The sequence below is a fragment of the Catellatospora paridis genome, from assembly GCF_009720365.1.
Lineage (GTDB): Bacteria > Actinomycetota > Actinomycetes > Mycobacteriales > Micromonosporaceae > Catellatospora > Catellatospora paridis.
The window spans coordinates 63,080-78,362 of sequence record NZ_WBZD01000043.1; the positions used below are offsets into that span (position 1 = coordinate 63,080).

Genomic DNA, 15,283 nt, shown 5'->3' on the forward strand with positions numbered 1-15,283 from the left:
CCTCCGGTCACTCCCGCCGGGGGCGATTCAGCGTCACGAATCTTCTTTGAGACGCGTTCCGTGGTACGGCTGGGCCGGGCGCTGGAAACACGCGCCGGATGCACGGCTGGCGACGGTGCGGACGTGCTCGAATCCGAGCGCGGCGTAGTAAGCGTGCAGGTCGGCGTTGGTGGTCCACGCATCGAGGCGCAGCCAGAGGACTCCGGCGTCGTAGGCGCGTCCGGCAGCCCAGTCGAGCAGCTCGGAACCCAGTCCGGAACCGGCGTGCGCGAGGGGGACCATCATCTTCGAGGCGTAGAGGGCGTTGCCCGGATCGTCGGCGGGGTGCCAGAGGGTGTCGGCGTCCGGTGCACGATCGGACTTCCACAGCCCGTCGAGGTCGGCATATGCGGTCAGGGTTATCGACGCCGCCGCTGTGTCGCCCTCGTACGCCAGCCAGGTCTGCCCTGCTTGGATAGCTGCGGCGATGGCCCAGCGCGGCCACGGGGTCTGCCATTGGGCCTGCCCGCGCTCGGCCAGCCAGGCCGCGCGCTGCGTGCGCCAGTCAAGGATGGTGTCAATATCGCCCATCCGTGCGCGGCGGATGATCATCGGCGGAGCCGAGTGATGGTCTCGATGTCGCCGTGGGCCGAGACGAGCCGGACCTTGTCAGCGGCGAACGCTGCGGCGGAGATGCGCAGCGGACGGTCGGCGGTGTAGCCGGTCAGCACGTTGTGCAGCACTGGCGTGCCTGCCGCGACGGGGATCTGCAGTAGGGCGGCTTCTATGGGCGTGGGCATGCGGGCGCTGGTGGTGGTCAGGGCGGCGACCTGGTGGTAGCCGCGCTCCCTGAGGAGTTCGGTCGTGCCCTGGGCGATGTTGTGCGGGCTGAACAGTTCCGGGGAGTCCTGGATCGAGTGCGGCACGCCGTCGACGAAGCGCAGGCAGCGTCGCACCGCAGCCGTGCTGCCCGTCTCGACGTGCAGCAGAGCGGCGAAGTCGGCCGGCATCGGCTCCACACGGGTGGAGAACTCCTGGCTGGGCTCGTGGCCTGCTCTCGCACGGTGCGGAAGAACAGGTCGGCCTCTGACGTGGTGCTCATCGGCTGGTCGTCGCGCCACGCGTACGCCTCGATCATCACCTGTTCGCGGACGAACACCCCGCCGCCACGGCCAGGGCGGCGCTCGACCAGCCCCGCCGCCTGGAGCATTCGATTCAGCTCCGCGTAGCTGCCCAAGGTTGCACTTGCCGCTGACATCGAATACACCTAAACGGAAGGCTGCTCGCATCTCGCTCCTGGCGCCGCCACCTCCTTGCAGAACTGATGACGAATTTCGCGGATGCCGACATCGACCAGATGCATGAGGAAGTCTCCCCGGTCGAACTCCCCAAAAGCGGACCCGAACGCCTCGGTAGCTTTCTCAAAATCAGAGGATGTCGAATCTGTTGGCTCGATTGCGGGCGGCGGATTACTGCTATCTTTGCCAACCAACCCACCCACGTACCAAAGGTGCAGCAATGGCGACATGTCTACATAGATAAAGCTGCACGTTGTCATCACTTTGTCGCGTGCCGCGTTGGCTCGCGCAACGCAATCATCGAATTCCGGAAAGGCTGGAAGAATCAATGAGGCACGATTATAGAGTTCTGCAGAACCCCAAACGGTGAGGTGGTCGCGTATCCCCTGCACTCTCATCCGATCGGTCATATATTGACGCGGTGCCCGTTCGCATTCCGCAGGTTGCCCATCGCGCCCAGCGTTCGTAACGGAAGACAAGAACACTCGAGAAGGAGGTTCGCCAAACGTTTCCGTCACGCAGTGCTGCAGAGTTCTGAGTGAGCTCTTGAGACCGGACAGGCCATCGAGGAAGTCGGAATAGATGCGCCCACGTGCCTCGCGGATCTGAGCCATACGGTCGGCTTCGGCTTGCGCGCTCACAGCCGCTAGCTGCGCTTCGATGGTTGCCTGAGTGGCTGCAATCGTCAAGAGCCCGCCGACAAGCGCCCCGACTAATGAAGAAATAATCGACGTCACGGCTGAGGAACCGATTGGACCACGGATCCATCTGGTGACACGGGTCGCCAGTCGAGATTGCGCGGCAGAGTTCAGTTCCCACGTCGCGAACCTGCCACATTTGCCACTGCAGGCTCGTCGGGCGCGGCGCCGCCCGTGTCAGCCGAAGAGGACCCTTCCATGGCTGGCTAGAGTATCGACCCGCCGCAAAGGAAGAGTATGCGCAACCACACTCACACCGGCCCAGTCCGGTAGACCATACGGCAGCGACGATCCATGTCGGATACTCGCTCGATACCTCTCGTTGTCAGCGGGATGACAGCTCAGGGGTCGTGCCACGTTCGGCCGGGCGGCCGACGAGCGCCGCGAAGTCGGCCTCGTTGCGTTCGGCGAGCCGGGTGTAGACCAGGCCGGCCCCGGCCAGGAACGGGAACGACAGGACGCCGAGCAGCAGCCACGGCAGCGGCATCCCGGCCACCGACACATGCGTGCCCGCAGGCCACAGGCTGAACAGCAGCGGCAGCCCGCCGAGCGCCACCGCGACGACCGCGGCCAGCCGCAGCGCGAGCCCGAGCTGCACGCGCATCAGTTCACGCACCAGCGCGTCGCCCATCGCCGTCTGGTCGACCAGCTCGTCGTGCGCCCCGGGTCGCGGCCGGACCCGGCGGTGTGCGGCGAGGTCGACGCGTACTCGATCACTCACATCGGCCACGCTACAGCCGCGATGTTTCGGATTTGCGCTGCGTTTCCGGGGTGTGCAGCGTTTCGGGGGCGTGTAGGCGCAGCAGCATCGCGCCGACCGCCCCGGGCACGCGCCGCCGGGTGGCCAGGGACACCGACACCATGACCGCGAACGCCAGCGGCACCGTCCAGGCGGCGGGTTGGGCCAGGAGGTCCGCGGCCAGGCCGGGAGGCGGCGGCACGAAGATCGTCCAGAGTACGGCGACGACGGCACTCCCGCCCCCGGCCAGGATGCCAGCGGCGGCTCCTGCCGCGGTCAGTCCCCGCCACCAGATGCCGAGCACCAGCATCGGGCAGAAACTCGACGCGGCCACGGCGAACGCGAGCCCCACCACCTGCGACACGTTGAGCCCGTGTACGGCCAGGGCCAGGCCCATCGGCACCGCGCCCGCGAACAGCGCCGCCACGCGGAACAGCGGCAGCGGACCCCATACGGCGAGCCGTCCCCGGCCGAGCACGTCGTTGGCGAGCACCCCGGCGACGCTGGTGAGCAGGCCGTTCGAGGTGGACAGGAAGGCGGCGAAGGCGCCCGCGGCGACGAGCGCGCCGAGCGCGTCGGCGGCCAGGCCCGGTCCGAGGGCGGCGGCGGGCAGCAGGAGCACGACGGTGTCGTTGCGGCCGGTGGCCAGTTCGGGGGTATAGACGCGGCCGAGCACCCCGTACACCGTAGGGAACAGGTAGAACAGGCCGACGAGGCCGAGCACGATGGTGGTGGTGCGCCGGGCGGAGCCGCCGTCGGGGTTGGTGTAGAAGCGGGCGAGCACGTGGGGCAGGCCCATGGTGCCCAGGAATGTCGCCAGGATCAGCGAGTACGTGGCGACCATGCCGCCGGCGGGGGCCAGCCAGGCGTCGTCGACGGGGATGGCGGGCCGGCCGTCGTCGTTCCAGCGGGCCAGCAGGAAGAACGCGGGCACCGCGATCGCGGTCAGCTTGAGCCAGTACTGGAACGCCTGCACGTAGGTGGCCGAGCGCATGCCGCCGAACGCGACGTTGCCGGTGACCACCGCGCCGACCAGCACTACGCCGACCCAGCTCGGCGCGCCGGTGACGATGCGGAACGTCAGGCCCGCGCCCTGCAGCTGTGGCAGCAGGTAGAACCAGCCGATGAACAGCACGAACGCGGTGGCGAGCCGGCGCAGCCGGGGTGAGGCGAGGCGGGCTTCGCAGAAGTCGGGCAGGGTGAACGCGCCGGAGCGCCGCAGCGGCGCGGCCACGAACAGCAGTAGCGCCAGGTAGCCCGCTGCGAATCCGACGGGGTACCAGAGCATCTGCGCGCCGTACGCCAGGATCAGCCCGGCGACGCCGAGGAAGCTGGCGGCCGACAGGTATTCCCCGCCGATGGCGGCGGCGTTCTGCGTCGGGCTGACCATCCGCGACGCGACGAGCAGGTCCGACGTGCCGCGCACCAGCCGGATCCCCCACGCGCCGATGGCGACCGTCGCCACGGTGACGGTCGCGATCGCGAGCAGGGCATAGGCATTCACGGCCGCTGGATCGTACCCGAGGCAAGCCCACCTTCTGGCCGAAGGAAGGGCACCTTCTTAACGCTCTGGGTAGAGGAAGGGCACCTTCTTAACTCTGGCGACGCGGAGCAGCAGGATGCGGTGGGCGTCAGTGTCCGGCTTCGAGGCGGGTGCGCAGCCAGCGCAGGGAGGCTTCGCCCTGGGCGCGCTGGAAGGCGCGCACCGTCGGGATGCCGGGCGGCGCGGGCCGGCGGGCGGCGTCGAGGAAGTAGCCGGTCATCCCGGCGAGCACGCCGGTCACGTCGGCCGGGCGCGCGCCCAGCGGGGCGGTGTGCGCGGCGAGTAGGGCGTCCACGTCGTGGCCGCCGAACAGGTTCACGTTCACCATGATCATCATGCTGTCGAGCCAGGCCGGGCCGACGCATGCCCACGGCCAGTCGACGACGGTGACCGTGCCGTCGGGGCCGACGAGCAGGTTGTCGGCGCGGATGTCGGTGTGCGCGACGGTCTCGCCGTCCAGCGCCGCCACACCCGCGGCCCCCAGCTCGATCAGCTCGGGCAGGCGCGCGACGGCCCACGGGTCGAGGTCGTCCGGCGGATCGGTGGCGAGGCGCTCCCAGCCGCGCAGGTCGTTGCCGAGCAGGGCAGCCACGGTCGGCAGGTCGGGTATCGGGCACGGGGTAAGGCCCGTGGCGAGCATGCCCAGCGTATCGAGCACGGCGTCGAGTTCGGGGGCCGTCCACGGTGTCACCGGGTGCCTGCCCTCCACGTCCTGCAGCACCAGCGCGATCCAGCCGCCGTCGTCGAAGCAGCCGAGCAGCCGCGGCGCGGGCACGTTCGGCGGCAGGGCGGCGGTGACCAGCGCCTCCTGGCGGTGCAGCTGCACCGAGCGCTCGTTCTGGGCGGTGCTGACGGCTTTGACGAAGGCGCGCCGGCCACCGGCGGTGCGGACCCGGTCGGCGGTGCCCGGCGAGAAGCCGCCCTGCTGCGTCACCGCCTCCACGATCCGGTCGCCCAGGATCGTCTCCACCTCTGCCTGGACGTGTTCCGGCACGTCCGCCCACCCGATGCGTACCCCGCTCGCCACTGCCATCGGCAGATCCTCGCACCGGCGTGACCTGCCGTGCAGCCTGTTTTCCCCCGTTCGTGGTCGACCGGGTGGTCGCCGGTGCGGCGTCGCGGGGGTGGAGCGTGGGGGCGGGGCGTGGCACGATCGCTGCCATGTACCCAGCGCTGGGCGCCGCCGCCGTGGCGGCCGTCATCGCCGCGACCGCGGTGGTGATGATGCGCGGCCGTCGCCGGGTCGTCACGCCGGAGGAGCGGGCGACGTACCAGGTGCTGCATTTGGCGACGCTGGCCAGCGAGCCGCTGCGGCAGGGCTTGCGCGACGAGACCGCAGCGTCGGCGCTGAAGCACCTGCGCACCCTGGTCGGCGCGGCCGGGCTGGTGCTCGCCGACGGCACCGGTTTCCTGGCGCACGACGGCGCGGGCGGCCACCACCGCGAGGCTCTGCTGGCCGCGGCGCAGCGGGCGCTGTCCAGCGGCCGGCCGGTGCTGCTGCGACCCCAGGAGCTGACCTGTGTACGGCTGGACTGCCCGGTGCGCGGGGCTGTCGCGGCACCGGTGTCCAAACCCGACGGCGGCACCGCCGGGGCGCTGGTCGCGGTGACCGAAGCCCGGCCGACGCCGGGTCTGGTCCGGGTGGTGCTGGAGACCGCGCACTGGGTCGGGCTGCAGCTGGAGCTGGCCGAGTTGCAGGAGGAGCGGGCCCGCTCGGCGCGGGCCGAGGTGCGGGCGCTGCGGGCGCAGATCAGCCCGCATTTCGTCTACAACGCGCTGACCGCGATCGCCTCTTTCGTGCGCACCGATCCCGAGCAGGCCCGGGAGCTGATCCTGGAGTTCGCCGAGTTCACCCGGTACTCGTTCCGGGCGCACGGGGAGTTCACCACGCTCGCCGAGGAGCTGCGCTCGATCGACCGCTACCTGACCATCGAACGGGCCCGGTTCGGCGAGCGGCTGCAGGTGCGGCTGCGGGTCGCGCCCGAGGTGCTGCCGGTGGAGGTGCCGTTCCTGTGCCTGCAGCCGCTGGTGGAGAACGCGGTGCGGCACGGGCTCGCGCCGAAGCCGGGTGTGGGCACGATCCGGATCATCGCCGCGGACGCGGGTGCGGACTGCGAGATCATCGTGGAGGACGACGGCGTGGGCATGGACCCGGCGGTACTGCTGAACGGCGACGGCACGGTGGACGGCGACGGCGGGCAGCATGTGGGGCTGGGCAATGTGGACGACCGGCTGCGGGCGGTGTTCGGCGACGCGTACGGCCTGGTCGTGGAGACGGCGCCGCAGGCCGGCACCCGGGTCAGCCTGCGTATCCCGAAGTTCCGGGGTGGCGCGGTCATGAGCGAGCCGACCACGGCCGGGCGGCCCGCCGCCGGGCGCGACGGGAGGCGGGCGTGACCGGCCGTCCCGCGTCCCCGCCGCGGCTGCGGGTGCTGGCCGTCGACGACGAGCCCCCGGCCCTCGACGAGCTGCTCTACCTGCTGCGCAATGACCCCCGCGTGGAGTACGTGCACAGCGCCGCCGACGCCGCCGAGGCGCTGCGGGTGCTGCACGAGAACGACGTGGACGTGGCGTTCCTCGACATCCGCATGCCGGGCCTGGACGGCATGGACCTGGCCCGGGTGCTGCAGCGCTTCGCCCGCTCCCCTGCCGTCGTGTTCGTCACCGCGTACGACGACCGGGCCGCGGACGCCTTCGACCTGGGCGTCGTCGACTACGTGCGCAAGCCGGTGCGCGCCGAGCGCATCGCGGAGTCGCTGCGCCGGGTGCTGTCCGAGCGCGCGGCCGTCGAGGACCGGCCCGCGGCCCCGCCCGAGGCGAGCCCGGCCGGCGGGGATCCGATGATCCCGGTGGAGCTGGGCGGCGTGGTGCGGCTGCTGCCGCGCTCGTCGGTGTGCTGGGTGGAGGCGCAGGGCGACTACGCCCGCCTGCACACCACCGACGGCTCGCACCTGGTGCGCGTGTCGCTGACGCAGCTGGAGGAGCGCTGGACCGACGCCGGTTTCCTGCGCATCCACCGCTCCTACCTGGTCCGCCTGGACCTGGTCACCGAGCTGCGGCTGACCGGCTCCGGCTATGTGGTGTCCGTCGGCGGCCGCCAGCTGCCGGTCGCCCGCCGCCACACCCGCGTACTCAAGGACCGCCTCATCCGCCCCGCCAAGCAGCACTGGGGCTGACGGGCGGCCGCGTCACGCAGCCACCTGCGTGAATCTGTCGTCGCGTTGACCGCCCTACCGACGCGCCATAGCCTGCACTCGACGATCTCCAAGACGTGGGGCCTGAGTCGTCAAGAGTCCGGGGAGGACCACATGCGTTTCGGTGGACGGCTGACGATACTGATCGCTTCGGTGCTCAGTCTGTTGCTCCTATCTGGACAAGCCGCTCAAGCCGCTTATTACAACACGTACACCGACATCGCCAGCACGCCCGATACGAGCTGCTGCACGGGGGTACAGGGGTTCGCCGCCGGAGCCACCTACCTCTACTCGGTCAAGAACCACACCGACTACGACGACGTCTCCGTCATCTACCGTGTCCACAAGACCACCGGCGAGCGGGTGCTGATGACCAACGGCACCAATGGCGGGTCGACCAACACCTGGCTCGGGCACGGGAACGACATGACGATCGTCGACATCGACGGTCAGCACCATCTTTTCGTCGTCACCATGAACAGCAGCGGCGCGCAGCTCGTGAGGCTCCGCTACGAAGGCACCACCTACTACCACTCCGGGTCGTACCAGCTGCGCCTCAACGGGGCCGTAGCGGCGCCGTCCGGGATAAATCGCGTCTCGGTGACCAGCACCGCGATCACGTTCATGTTCAAGAGCGGGCGGACGATCTACAACGGCAGCCTCCCGCTGCGCGCCTCCTCCGGCACCATCGACCTGACCAGAGCGTTCGACCTGCAGGTCGACGGTGCCCTGGTCAACGGTGCCACGGTGCCGGACCTGGGGACGTTCGCCAACCAAGGATTCTTCTACGACGCGGCCAAGAAGGTCCTCTACTACCCGCTGACCAAGGACAACCGCAGCATCGTGCTCGTCTACCGGAACGTGTCGCCGACGACGACAGGGACCGCGCCCGCCGCCACTGATCTGTCCTTCCGCATCACATCTTCGGCATACTCGACCAAGTTCGAGATCGAGGGCGTCGGGATCAGCGACGGCAAGCTGTACTTCAACACGAACCGGGCGAACTCGAGCGGTGCCCACGACGGGGTCCACGTGTTCAACGGCTACGTCGCGGCCTAGGCGTACGACCCCGCTCACCGGAGCAGCCGTCGGCTATGGACCACAACCGGCGGCTGCTCCGCGAGACGAATTCCGGCTGACCCTGGTGCGCCCCGGTTCCGTGGCGAAATGCCGGTGACGTCGATCAGAGCGTCGCGGCCAACCGAGCTGTGAGTCTCCTCTATCGGGTGATACGCGGGTGTTTCGGCCGACTGCGGCTATTGCATCGTGAATACTGCCGAAGTCGCCAGTGGGAGAACCTGATGCCTTCAAGAGATCGCCGCGCCCGTCGCCGAGGTTCCATCAGGACCTGGCTTCGCCGGCACCGCACAGCTGTGGTCTCCACGTCCTCGGCGATCATGCTGCTTGTCATCGGGGCGATCGTCGCCCCGATCGCAGACCGCCTGGTCGAAGCGACCTGGCCGGCGCCCACGCCCACACCCTCCACCGAGGCCAAGCTGGTGACCATCGCCCAGTGGCCGCCGGAGGATCCCTATCTGTGCGATCACACGATCGCCGTCGCCGGGGCCGGCCCGAACCTGCCTGACACGCTCACCCCAGCTGAGGTCGAGGACGTCAGAAACATGGCGCTTCGGCAGCTCGATGCCGTCGTCTGGTATCACGGCGTGCTCAACATGACGCTTACCGGCGTCAACAGCGAACCGCTGCTGATTCTCGGCGTTGAGCCCGAAGTGTTCACCCGTCGTGACGTCGTTCCTGCCTGGGGCCTGGAGGCGGAACCCGGCTGCGGCGGACCGTCCCAGGTCCGCAATCTGCAGGCGGTGCTCGACCGAGGCTCGGTCACCGACCTCGGCGTCGTCGACGGCGGCATGGACAACCCGCAGGCCAAAGCAGCCCCGTTCGGACGCACGTTCACGGTGTCGCGTGGGGACGCCGCCGACATCAAGCTCGACGTCTACGCCTGCGAGGGACTCTACGAGTTCGGCGTCCGGATCAGCTATCTCGATGCCGACCGCGAACTCACCACCTGGGTCGGCACCCCCGACAAACCGCTGCGCCTGTTCGGCGGCTGGAATGGCGTACGCCGATTCCACAGCCAGTTCGGCGGTCCCGTCCTGCCCGGCGCGCTCCCCGGCGCCCCGGGCAGCCCGCTGCCTTCGGGACCTCCCGATGCCGCCGCACAGGCCTGCGCGAAGAACCACTGACCTGCGACTGTGCGCGTACGCGATCGGGGTTGCGCGTCGACACGTCGGGCTACCGCGTTTCACGAACAGGTCAGGATGGATCACCCCTGCTGGAGGATCCGGACCGGGTTGCCGAACGGGTCGCGGATGCCCATGTCGGTGCCGTAGAAGTGGTCGATGGGCTCCTGGGTGAAGTCGTTGAAGCCGCCCGCTTTGAGGTTCTCGTACAGTCCCCGCACGTCGTCGGCGAGCAGGACGAGGCCGGTCAGGGCGCCCTTGGTGATCAGCTCGCGGAGCTGCTCGGTCGTCGCTTCGTCGTGCAGCGGCGCACCTGGCCGCTCCAGGGCGATCTCGGTGCCGTCGGCGCCGGGGACGCGGACTGTCAGCCAGCGGTATGAGCCCTGCTTGACGTCGTTGCCCTTCTCGAGCCCGAGTTTGTTCACGTAGAAGTCCAGCGCCTCGTCCTGATCGAGGACGTAGATCGACGCGACGTTCAGCTTCGTGATCATCTCTGGTTCTCCTCGGTGCACGGTGATCGACGTATCGCCAGGCTAGGCGAATCCTCTCGACCTCGGCTTATCCAGAACTGCTCGATCGGGTCGCGGCCGCCCGTGGTCGGGTGTTGGCCATGAGGGCGCAGTGGGGCACGCCCACGGGTCGGTGTCCGCTGCGGTATCCCGACGGCGTCTGCCCGACGATCTCCCGGAACGTCCGACTGAAGGTCCCGAGGCTGGAAAAGCCGACGTCGAAGCAGACGTCGGTGACGCTGCGGCCGGTCTCCCGCAGCAGGAACATCGAGCGCTCCACCCGTCGCCGCTGGAGATAGCGATGCGGCGTCTCGCCGAACACGCCGCGGAAGCGGCGGCTGAAGTGCGCCGGAGAGAGGTGGGCAACCGCCGCGACGGCACGGACGTCGAGCGGCTGGGCGTAGGCGCGGTCCATCGCATCGCGGGCGCGGAGCAGACGCCGGTTCAGTTCCTCGACCTCTCGGCTCACGCCGCAATGCTATGCGGGTGGGAGCGCTGCCGTTCGGCGCGCGGGCAGGCACCGCTGGGCGCGTGTGGTCGACCGCTCGGCGCGCACGCCGCGCATGTCCGCTTCGGCCCGTTCACAGATCCACGCGCCGGTCCCTAGCCTGCGGGCAACCGCACTGTGACCCGTTGCACACACGTCGACGTGCCACGTTGCACCCTCTCCCCAACCGAGGCTGGTGATATATGAGCACCGACGCTCCGGACCGCTACGAGCGCATCGCGGAAAGCCCCGAGTTCGCCGGGCTGCGCCGCTCGCTGCGGCGCTTCGTGTTCCCGATGACGATCGCGTTCTTCAGCTGGTACGCCCTGTACGTGATCCTGTCGGCGTACGCGCGCGACTTCATGGGCACGATCCTGTTCGGCAACATCAATGTGGCGCTGGTCTTCGGGCTGCTGCAGTTCGTGACGACGTTCCTGATCGCCTGGCTGTACGCCCGCTACGCCGACCGCAAACTCGACCCCGTGGCCGAGGACCTCAACGCCCGCATCCAGGCCGGCGAGTTCGACGCCGACCCGCAGCCTGAGGAGGTCAAGGCATGAGCGCCCGTACCCTGACCATCGTCCTGTTCGTGGTCTTCGTGTTGATCACGCTGGCCATCACGATCTGGGCCAGCCGGCAGACGAAGACGGCGACGGACTTCTACGCCGGCGGCCGGTCGTTCTCCGGGTTCTCCAACGGCCTGGCGATCGGCGGCGACTACATGTCGGCGGCGAGCTTCCTCGGCATCGCCGGCATAATCGCGCTGTCGGGCTACGACGGCTTCCTCTACTCGATCGGCTTCCTGGTCGCCTGGCTGGTGGCCCTGCTGCTGGTCGCGGAGCTGCTGCGCAACTCGGGCAAGTACACGATGGCCGACGTGCTGGCGTTCCGGATGCGCCAGACGCCGGTGCGCGTGGCCGCCTCGATCTCCACCATCGTGGTGTCGATCTTCTACCTGCTGGCGCAGATGGTCGGCGCGGGCGCGCTGGTGGCGCTGCTGCTGGGCATCAAGCCCGGGGCGCACTTCCTGGGCATGGACGCCGACACCGCGAAGATCGCCACGATCATCTTCATCGGCATTCTCATGATCGTGTACGTGACCGTCGGCGGCATGAAGGGCACCACGTACGTCCAGATCGTGAAGGCGTTCCTGCTGATGGTCGGCGCCGCCCTGATGACGGTGCTGGTCCTGGCGGCGTTCAAGTTCGACCTGTCCGGGCTGCTCGGCGAGGCCGCGGCGAAGTCCGGCAAGGGCGCGGCGTTCCTGGAACCCGGCCTGCGCTACGGCAAGGAAGTGGCCGGGGACGCGGCGCAGACCTTCTACAACAAGATGGACCTGCTGTCGCTCGGCATCGCACTGGTGCTCGGCACGGCCGGCCTGCCGCACATCCTGATCCGCTTCTACACGGTGCCCAACTCCAAGGCCGCGCGTAAGAGCGTGCTGTGGGCGATCGGCATCATCGGCACCTTCTACCTGATGACCCTCGCGCTCGGCTTCGGCGCGGCGGCACTGGTCGGCGGCGAGGCCATCACCGCCCAGGACAAGGGCGGCAACACCGCAGCCCCGCAGCTGGCCCAGGTGCTCGGGGAACGCTTCCTCGGCGGCACCACCGGCGGCGCGGCGATGCTGGCGATCATCGCGGCGGTCGCGTTCGCCACCATCCTCGCCGTCGTCGCCGGTCTGACACTGGCCTCGTCCAGCTCGCTGGCGCACGACATCTACGCCAGCGTCATCCGCAAGGGACAGGTCAGCGAGGGCGGCGAGGTGCGGGTGGCCCGCATCTCGGCGTTCGCCATCGGCGCGGTCGCGATCGTGCTGGCCATCTACGCGCAGAGCCTCAACGTGGCGTTCCTCGTCGCGCTGGCCTTCGCGGTGGCGGCCTCGGGCAACCTGCCCGCGATCCTGTACTCCCTGTTCTGGAAGCGGTTCACCACCGCGGGCGCGACCGCGGCCATCTACGGCGGTCTGATCACCGCCGTGGTGCTGGTGTTCTTCTCGCCGGTCGTGTCCGGCAGCCCGACCGCGATGTTCCCGAACTCGGACTGGCAGTGGTTCCCGCTGTCGAACCCGGGCATCATCTCGATCCCGGTCGGCTTCCTCTGCGGCTGGCTGGGCACCGTCCTGTCCCGCGAGCCCGCGGACCCGCAGAAGTACGCCGAGCTCGAGGTGCGTTCGCTGACCGGCGTCGGCGCGCACTGACCCCCGGCACAGCACGAGGGGCGCCCCGGTCGGGGCGCCCCTTTCTCGTATGCTCAGCCGCGCGTCGGCGGCGCCGCGGTGATGGTGGAGACGAAGTGCGCCAGCTTCTCGTTCGACAGGTGCTGGGCCAGGTCCGCCTCGCTGATCATGCCGATGATCTGGTGGTCCTCGATCACCGGCACCCGGCGGATCTTGTGCTGCTCCATGGTCTTGAGGATCTCGTCCTCGTCGGCCTTGGCATCGACCCAGATCGGCGTGCCCTTGGCCATCTCGATGCAGGTCATCGTGTTGGGGTCGCCGCCCGACGCGATGCACTTGATGACGATGTCACGGTCGGTGATGATGCCCCGGAGCTTGTCGTCGCTGCCGCAGATCGGCAGCGAGCCGACGCCCATGTCACGCATCAGCTGGGCGGCGCGGGCCAGTGTCTCGTTCTCGGGCACGCATTGCGCGCCCAGGTGCATGATCTGCTTAGCCGTGGTCATGATTACCCCCCTGTAGCCAGTCCCCTGGGGTCATCCTGCGCTTCCAGCCTACGGCGGCGCGGCTTAATCGACGGACATGATCGCCGGGTGGCGGGCGTCGTCGACCTTCGCCACCAGGTCGGCGAAGGTCTGCGGAGCCACCTCGGCGGCGTAGCGGGCATACGCGGGCAGGGTCCAGGCCAGCTCGGGCGGGGTGTGCCGGGCCAGCGCCGCCGGCGACATCACCAGGTGCGCGGCCAGCTCGAACGGCAGCCCCGAGCCGAGCAGCAGGTCCCCGCTGACCAGCAGGACCGCGCCCGGCGGCAGGGTGAGGTAACCGGCCCGGGTCGCCCGGTCGCGCACCGGATCCCACAGCGTCGGCAGCACCCGGCCGGTGCCGCCCGGCCCGAGCGGGTCGAGCACCTCCCGCCGCAGCCCGGCCTCGTCGAACCAGCCCTCGTAGTAGGCGTAGGGATCGGTGCGGCCGAACTCGAACCGCACCGACCTCGGGCGCAGGAAGTCGACGGTGCGCACGTGCAGCACCTCGTGCCCGAGCGCGCGCAGCGGGTCGACCAGCGCCTCGGCCAGCCGGTCCGGCCCGGCCGCGGGCGCGCCGTCCACCGCCACCCGGGTCCACCCGTCCGGCTCGGCGATCTTGGCGATCCGCTCGACCAGCTCGCTCACCAGGCCCTCTGGCGTCACCGACCGCACACGCATCCGACTACCCTACCGACGGCCACTGTGGAGCATGGGACGATCACCGGCATGGAGATCGCGCGCGAGGTCGCCCCCGTGTACGCAGGAGAATCGCCCCCGGACTCCTGGGCGGCGGCGCTGTTCCTGGCCGGGCCGACCCCGCGCTCGCCCGACGTGGCGTCCTGGCGTCCGGAGGCCCTGGACCTGCTGGAAGAGCAGTGGAAGGGCCCGGGGCGGCTGGTGGTGTTCGTGCCGGAGCGGCCCGAGGGCGGTATGCCGCACGGCTGGCTGCGCCAGGTGCAATGGGAGGACGCCTGCCTGCACCTGTCCGACACGGTGCTGTTCTGGGTGCCCCGCGACCTGGCCACGCTGCCCGGCTTCACCACGAACGTCGAGTGGGGCCGCTGGGAGTCCAGCGGCCGGGTGGTGCTCGGCGCGCCGCCCGACGCCCCCGGCCTGCGCTACCTGTCCCACTACGCGCAGCTGCACGGCGCGCCCGTCGCCGACACCCTCGCCGACACGCTGGCCGCGGCGCTGACGCTGCTGGGCGGCGGATCCCGGCGCGCGGGCGCGCACCGCGAGCTGCCCCTGGCCCTGTGGCACGACCAGGGCGTGCGGACCTGGCTGGGCGCGCAGGAGGCGGCCGGCAACCGGCTGCGCTCGGCCCGGGTCGCCTGGACCTGGCCGGGCGCGGACGGGCGGCCGTTCTGGTGGGCGGCGCACGTCGGCGTCGAGGTCGCCGCGGAGGACCGGGTCAAGGACAACGAGGTGGTGCTCGGCCGGCCGGACGTCAGCGCGGTCGTCGCCTACCTGCCCGGGGACACCCTGGCGCAGACCCGGATCGTGCTGGTGCGCGAGTTCCGCTCCAGCGCGGTCACCACCGACGGGTACGTGCACGAGCTGCCGGGCGGGTCGCAGCCGGGCGCGGCTGACCCGCGTCAGGTCGCGTTGGCGGAGCTGGCCGAGGAGACGGGCCTCCGGGTGGACGCGGCGCGGCTGCGCGCCCATGGCGTACGCCAGCCCGCGGCGACGGTGTCCGCGCACCGGGTGCACCTGTTCAGCCTGGAGCTGACCGAGACGGAGCTGGCCGCGTTGGAGTCCGGACCGCAGCAGCACGGCGTCACCGCGGACGGCGAGCACACGGCCCTGGAGTTCACCACCTACGGGCGGCTGCTCGCCGACCCGGACGTCGACTGGACCACGGTCGGCCTGGTCACCGCAGCCCTGTCAGACCGCTGACCGGACCGGGCCGGCCGCAGTCAGGGCGCGGCCGGG

17 protein-coding genes are annotated in these 15,283 nt (G+C 70.0%); 7 read left to right on the plus strand and 10 right to left on the minus strand.

Annotation, left to right across the window (positions count from 1 at the left end):
• Window positions 1–33 precede the first annotated feature (33 nt).
• From F9C41_RS38175 to F9C41_RS38200, 6 genes are all read right to left on the minus strand, one after another.
• Window positions 34–591, minus strand: a complete 558-nt coding sequence (locus F9C41_RS38175; protein ID WP_155391729.1) for a GNAT family N-acetyltransferase — start codon at window positions 589–591, stop codon at window positions 34–36.
• On the minus strand, window positions 588–1,268 hold the full coding sequence (locus tag F9C41_RS41945; RefSeq protein ID WP_155391730.1) for a UTRA domain-containing protein: 681 nt from the start codon (window positions 1,266–1,268) through the stop codon (window positions 588–590). Before F9C41_RS41945 ends, F9C41_RS38175 begins: the two co-directional genes overlap by 4 nt.
• Window positions 1,247–2,014: a hypothetical protein gene (locus tag F9C41_RS38185; RefSeq protein ID WP_155391731.1), complete on the minus strand. Its 768-nt coding sequence runs from the start codon at window positions 2,012–2,014 to the stop codon at window positions 1,247–1,249. The genes F9C41_RS41945 and F9C41_RS38185 overlap by 22 nt, the downstream gene beginning before the upstream one ends.
• A gap of 286 nt (window positions 2,015–2,300) precedes the next feature.
• Window positions 2,301–2,696, minus strand: coding sequence for a hypothetical protein (locus F9C41_RS38190; RefSeq protein WP_155391732.1), 396 nt, complete (start codon window positions 2,694–2,696; stop codon window positions 2,301–2,303).
• A gap of 10 nt (window positions 2,697–2,706) precedes the next feature.
• Window positions 2,707–4,218 (minus strand): sodium/solute symporter, encoded by a 1,512-nt coding sequence (locus F9C41_RS38195; protein WP_155391733.1) that lies wholly within the window; start codon window positions 4,216–4,218, stop codon window positions 2,707–2,709.
• Between the two features lie 127 nt (window positions 4,219–4,345).
• Complete coding sequence (locus tag F9C41_RS38200) at window positions 4,346–5,290, minus strand: aminoglycoside phosphotransferase family protein (RefSeq protein WP_155391734.1); 945 nt, start codon at window positions 5,288–5,290, stop codon at window positions 4,346–4,348.
• 128 nt (window positions 5,291–5,418) lie between these two features.
• Between F9C41_RS38200 and F9C41_RS40930 the strand changes: the two genes are divergently transcribed.
• From F9C41_RS40930 to F9C41_RS38215, 4 genes are all read left to right on the plus strand, one after another.
• Window positions 5,419–6,654, plus strand: coding sequence for a sensor histidine kinase (locus F9C41_RS40930; RefSeq protein ID WP_196280137.1), 1,236 nt, complete (start codon window positions 5,419–5,421; stop codon window positions 6,652–6,654).
• Window positions 6,651–7,433 (plus strand): LytR/AlgR family response regulator transcription factor, encoded by a 783-nt coding sequence (locus F9C41_RS40935; RefSeq protein WP_196280138.1) that lies wholly within the window; start codon window positions 6,651–6,653, stop codon window positions 7,431–7,433. The genes F9C41_RS40930 and F9C41_RS40935 overlap by 4 nt, the downstream gene beginning before the upstream one ends.
• A gap of 171 nt (window positions 7,434–7,604) precedes the next feature.
• Window positions 7,605–8,510 (plus strand): hypothetical protein, encoded by a 906-nt coding sequence (locus F9C41_RS38210; RefSeq protein ID WP_230690322.1) that lies wholly within the window; start codon window positions 7,605–7,607, stop codon window positions 8,508–8,510.
• Between the two features lie 314 nt (window positions 8,511–8,824).
• Window positions 8,825–9,655: a hypothetical protein gene (locus F9C41_RS38215; RefSeq protein WP_155391736.1), complete on the plus strand. Its 831-nt coding sequence runs from the start codon at window positions 8,825–8,827 to the stop codon at window positions 9,653–9,655.
• An 80-nt stretch (window positions 9,656–9,735) separates the two neighbouring features.
• On the opposite strand, the gene F9C41_RS38220 is transcribed toward F9C41_RS38215, so the two are convergent.
• Complete coding sequence (locus F9C41_RS38220; RefSeq protein WP_155391737.1) at window positions 9,736–10,143, minus strand: VOC family protein; 408 nt, start codon at window positions 10,141–10,143, stop codon at window positions 9,736–9,738.
• Window positions 10,144–10,210: 67 nt separating this feature from the next.
• Window positions 10,211–10,630 (minus strand): helix-turn-helix domain-containing protein, encoded by a 420-nt coding sequence (locus F9C41_RS38225; protein WP_155391738.1) that lies wholly within the window; start codon window positions 10,628–10,630, stop codon window positions 10,211–10,213.
• Between the two features lie 221 nt (window positions 10,631–10,851).
• On the opposite strand from F9C41_RS38225, the gene F9C41_RS38230 reads away from it, so the two are divergent.
• Both F9C41_RS38230 and F9C41_RS38235 read left to right on the plus strand, forming a co-directional pair.
• Window positions 10,852–11,208 (plus strand): DUF485 domain-containing protein, encoded by a 357-nt coding sequence (locus F9C41_RS38230; RefSeq protein ID WP_155391739.1) that lies wholly within the window; start codon window positions 10,852–10,854, stop codon window positions 11,206–11,208.
• Complete coding sequence (locus F9C41_RS38235; protein WP_155391740.1) at window positions 11,205–12,848, plus strand: solute symporter family protein; 1,644 nt, start codon at window positions 11,205–11,207, stop codon at window positions 12,846–12,848. The genes F9C41_RS38230 and F9C41_RS38235 overlap by 4 nt, the downstream gene beginning before the upstream one ends.
• A 53-nt stretch (window positions 12,849–12,901) precedes the next feature.
• On the opposite strand, the gene F9C41_RS38240 is transcribed toward F9C41_RS38235, so the two are convergent.
• Window positions 12,902–13,333: a CBS domain-containing protein gene (locus F9C41_RS38240; protein ID WP_155391741.1), complete on the minus strand. Its 432-nt coding sequence runs from the start codon at window positions 13,331–13,333 to the stop codon at window positions 12,902–12,904.
• Window positions 13,334–13,396: 63 nt separating this feature from the next.
• Window positions 13,397–14,029, minus strand: coding sequence for a nucleoside/nucleotide kinase family protein (locus F9C41_RS38245; protein ID WP_155391742.1), 633 nt, complete (start codon window positions 14,027–14,029; stop codon window positions 13,397–13,399).
• A 48-nt stretch (window positions 14,030–14,077) separates the two neighbouring features.
• Here F9C41_RS38245 and F9C41_RS38250 point away from each other — a divergent pair, with 48 nt between their 5' ends.
• Window positions 14,078–15,247 carry a nucleoside 2-deoxyribosyltransferase domain-containing protein gene (locus F9C41_RS38250; RefSeq protein WP_155391743.1) on the plus strand — a complete coding sequence of 390 codons (1,170 nt, stop codon included), beginning with the start codon at window positions 14,078–14,080 and terminating at the stop codon, window positions 15,245–15,247.
• Window positions 15,248–15,283: the final 36 nt, after the last annotated feature.

Bases quoted from the DNA above. Each gene is read 5' to 3' on its own strand.
- F9C41_RS38175 (WP_155391729.1), bottom strand. From the start codon at position 591: ATGATCATCCGCCGCGCACGGATGGGCGATATTGACACCATCCTTGAC.
- F9C41_RS41945 (WP_155391730.1), bottom strand. From the start codon at position 1,268: ATGCGAGCAGCCTTCCGTTTAGGTGTATTCGATGTCAGCGGCAAGTGC.
- F9C41_RS38200 (WP_155391734.1), bottom strand. From the start codon at position 5,290: ATGGCAGTGGCGAGCGGGGTACGCATCGGGTGGGCGGACGTGCCGGAA.
- F9C41_RS40930 (WP_196280137.1), top strand. From the start codon at position 5,419: ATGTACCCAGCGCTGGGCGCCGCCGCCGTGGCGGCCGTCATCGCCGCG.
- F9C41_RS38220 (WP_155391737.1), bottom strand. From the start codon at position 10,143: ATGATCACGAAGCTGAACGTCGCGTCGATCTACGTCCTCGATCAGGAC.
- F9C41_RS38230 (WP_155391739.1), top strand. From the start codon at position 10,852: ATGAGCACCGACGCTCCGGACCGCTACGAGCGCATCGCGGAAAGCCCC.
- F9C41_RS38235 (WP_155391740.1), top strand. From the start codon at position 11,205: ATGAGCGCCCGTACCCTGACCATCGTCCTGTTCGTGGTCTTCGTGTTG.
- F9C41_RS38240 (WP_155391741.1), bottom strand. From the start codon at position 13,333: ATGACCACGGCTAAGCAGATCATGCACCTGGGCGCGCAATGCGTGCCC.
- F9C41_RS38245 (WP_155391742.1), bottom strand. From the start codon at position 14,029: ATGCGTGTGCGGTCGGTGACGCCAGAGGGCCTGGTGAGCGAGCTGGTC.
- F9C41_RS38250 (WP_155391743.1), top strand. From the start codon at position 14,078: ATGGAGATCGCGCGCGAGGTCGCCCCCGTGTACGCAGGAGAATCGCCC.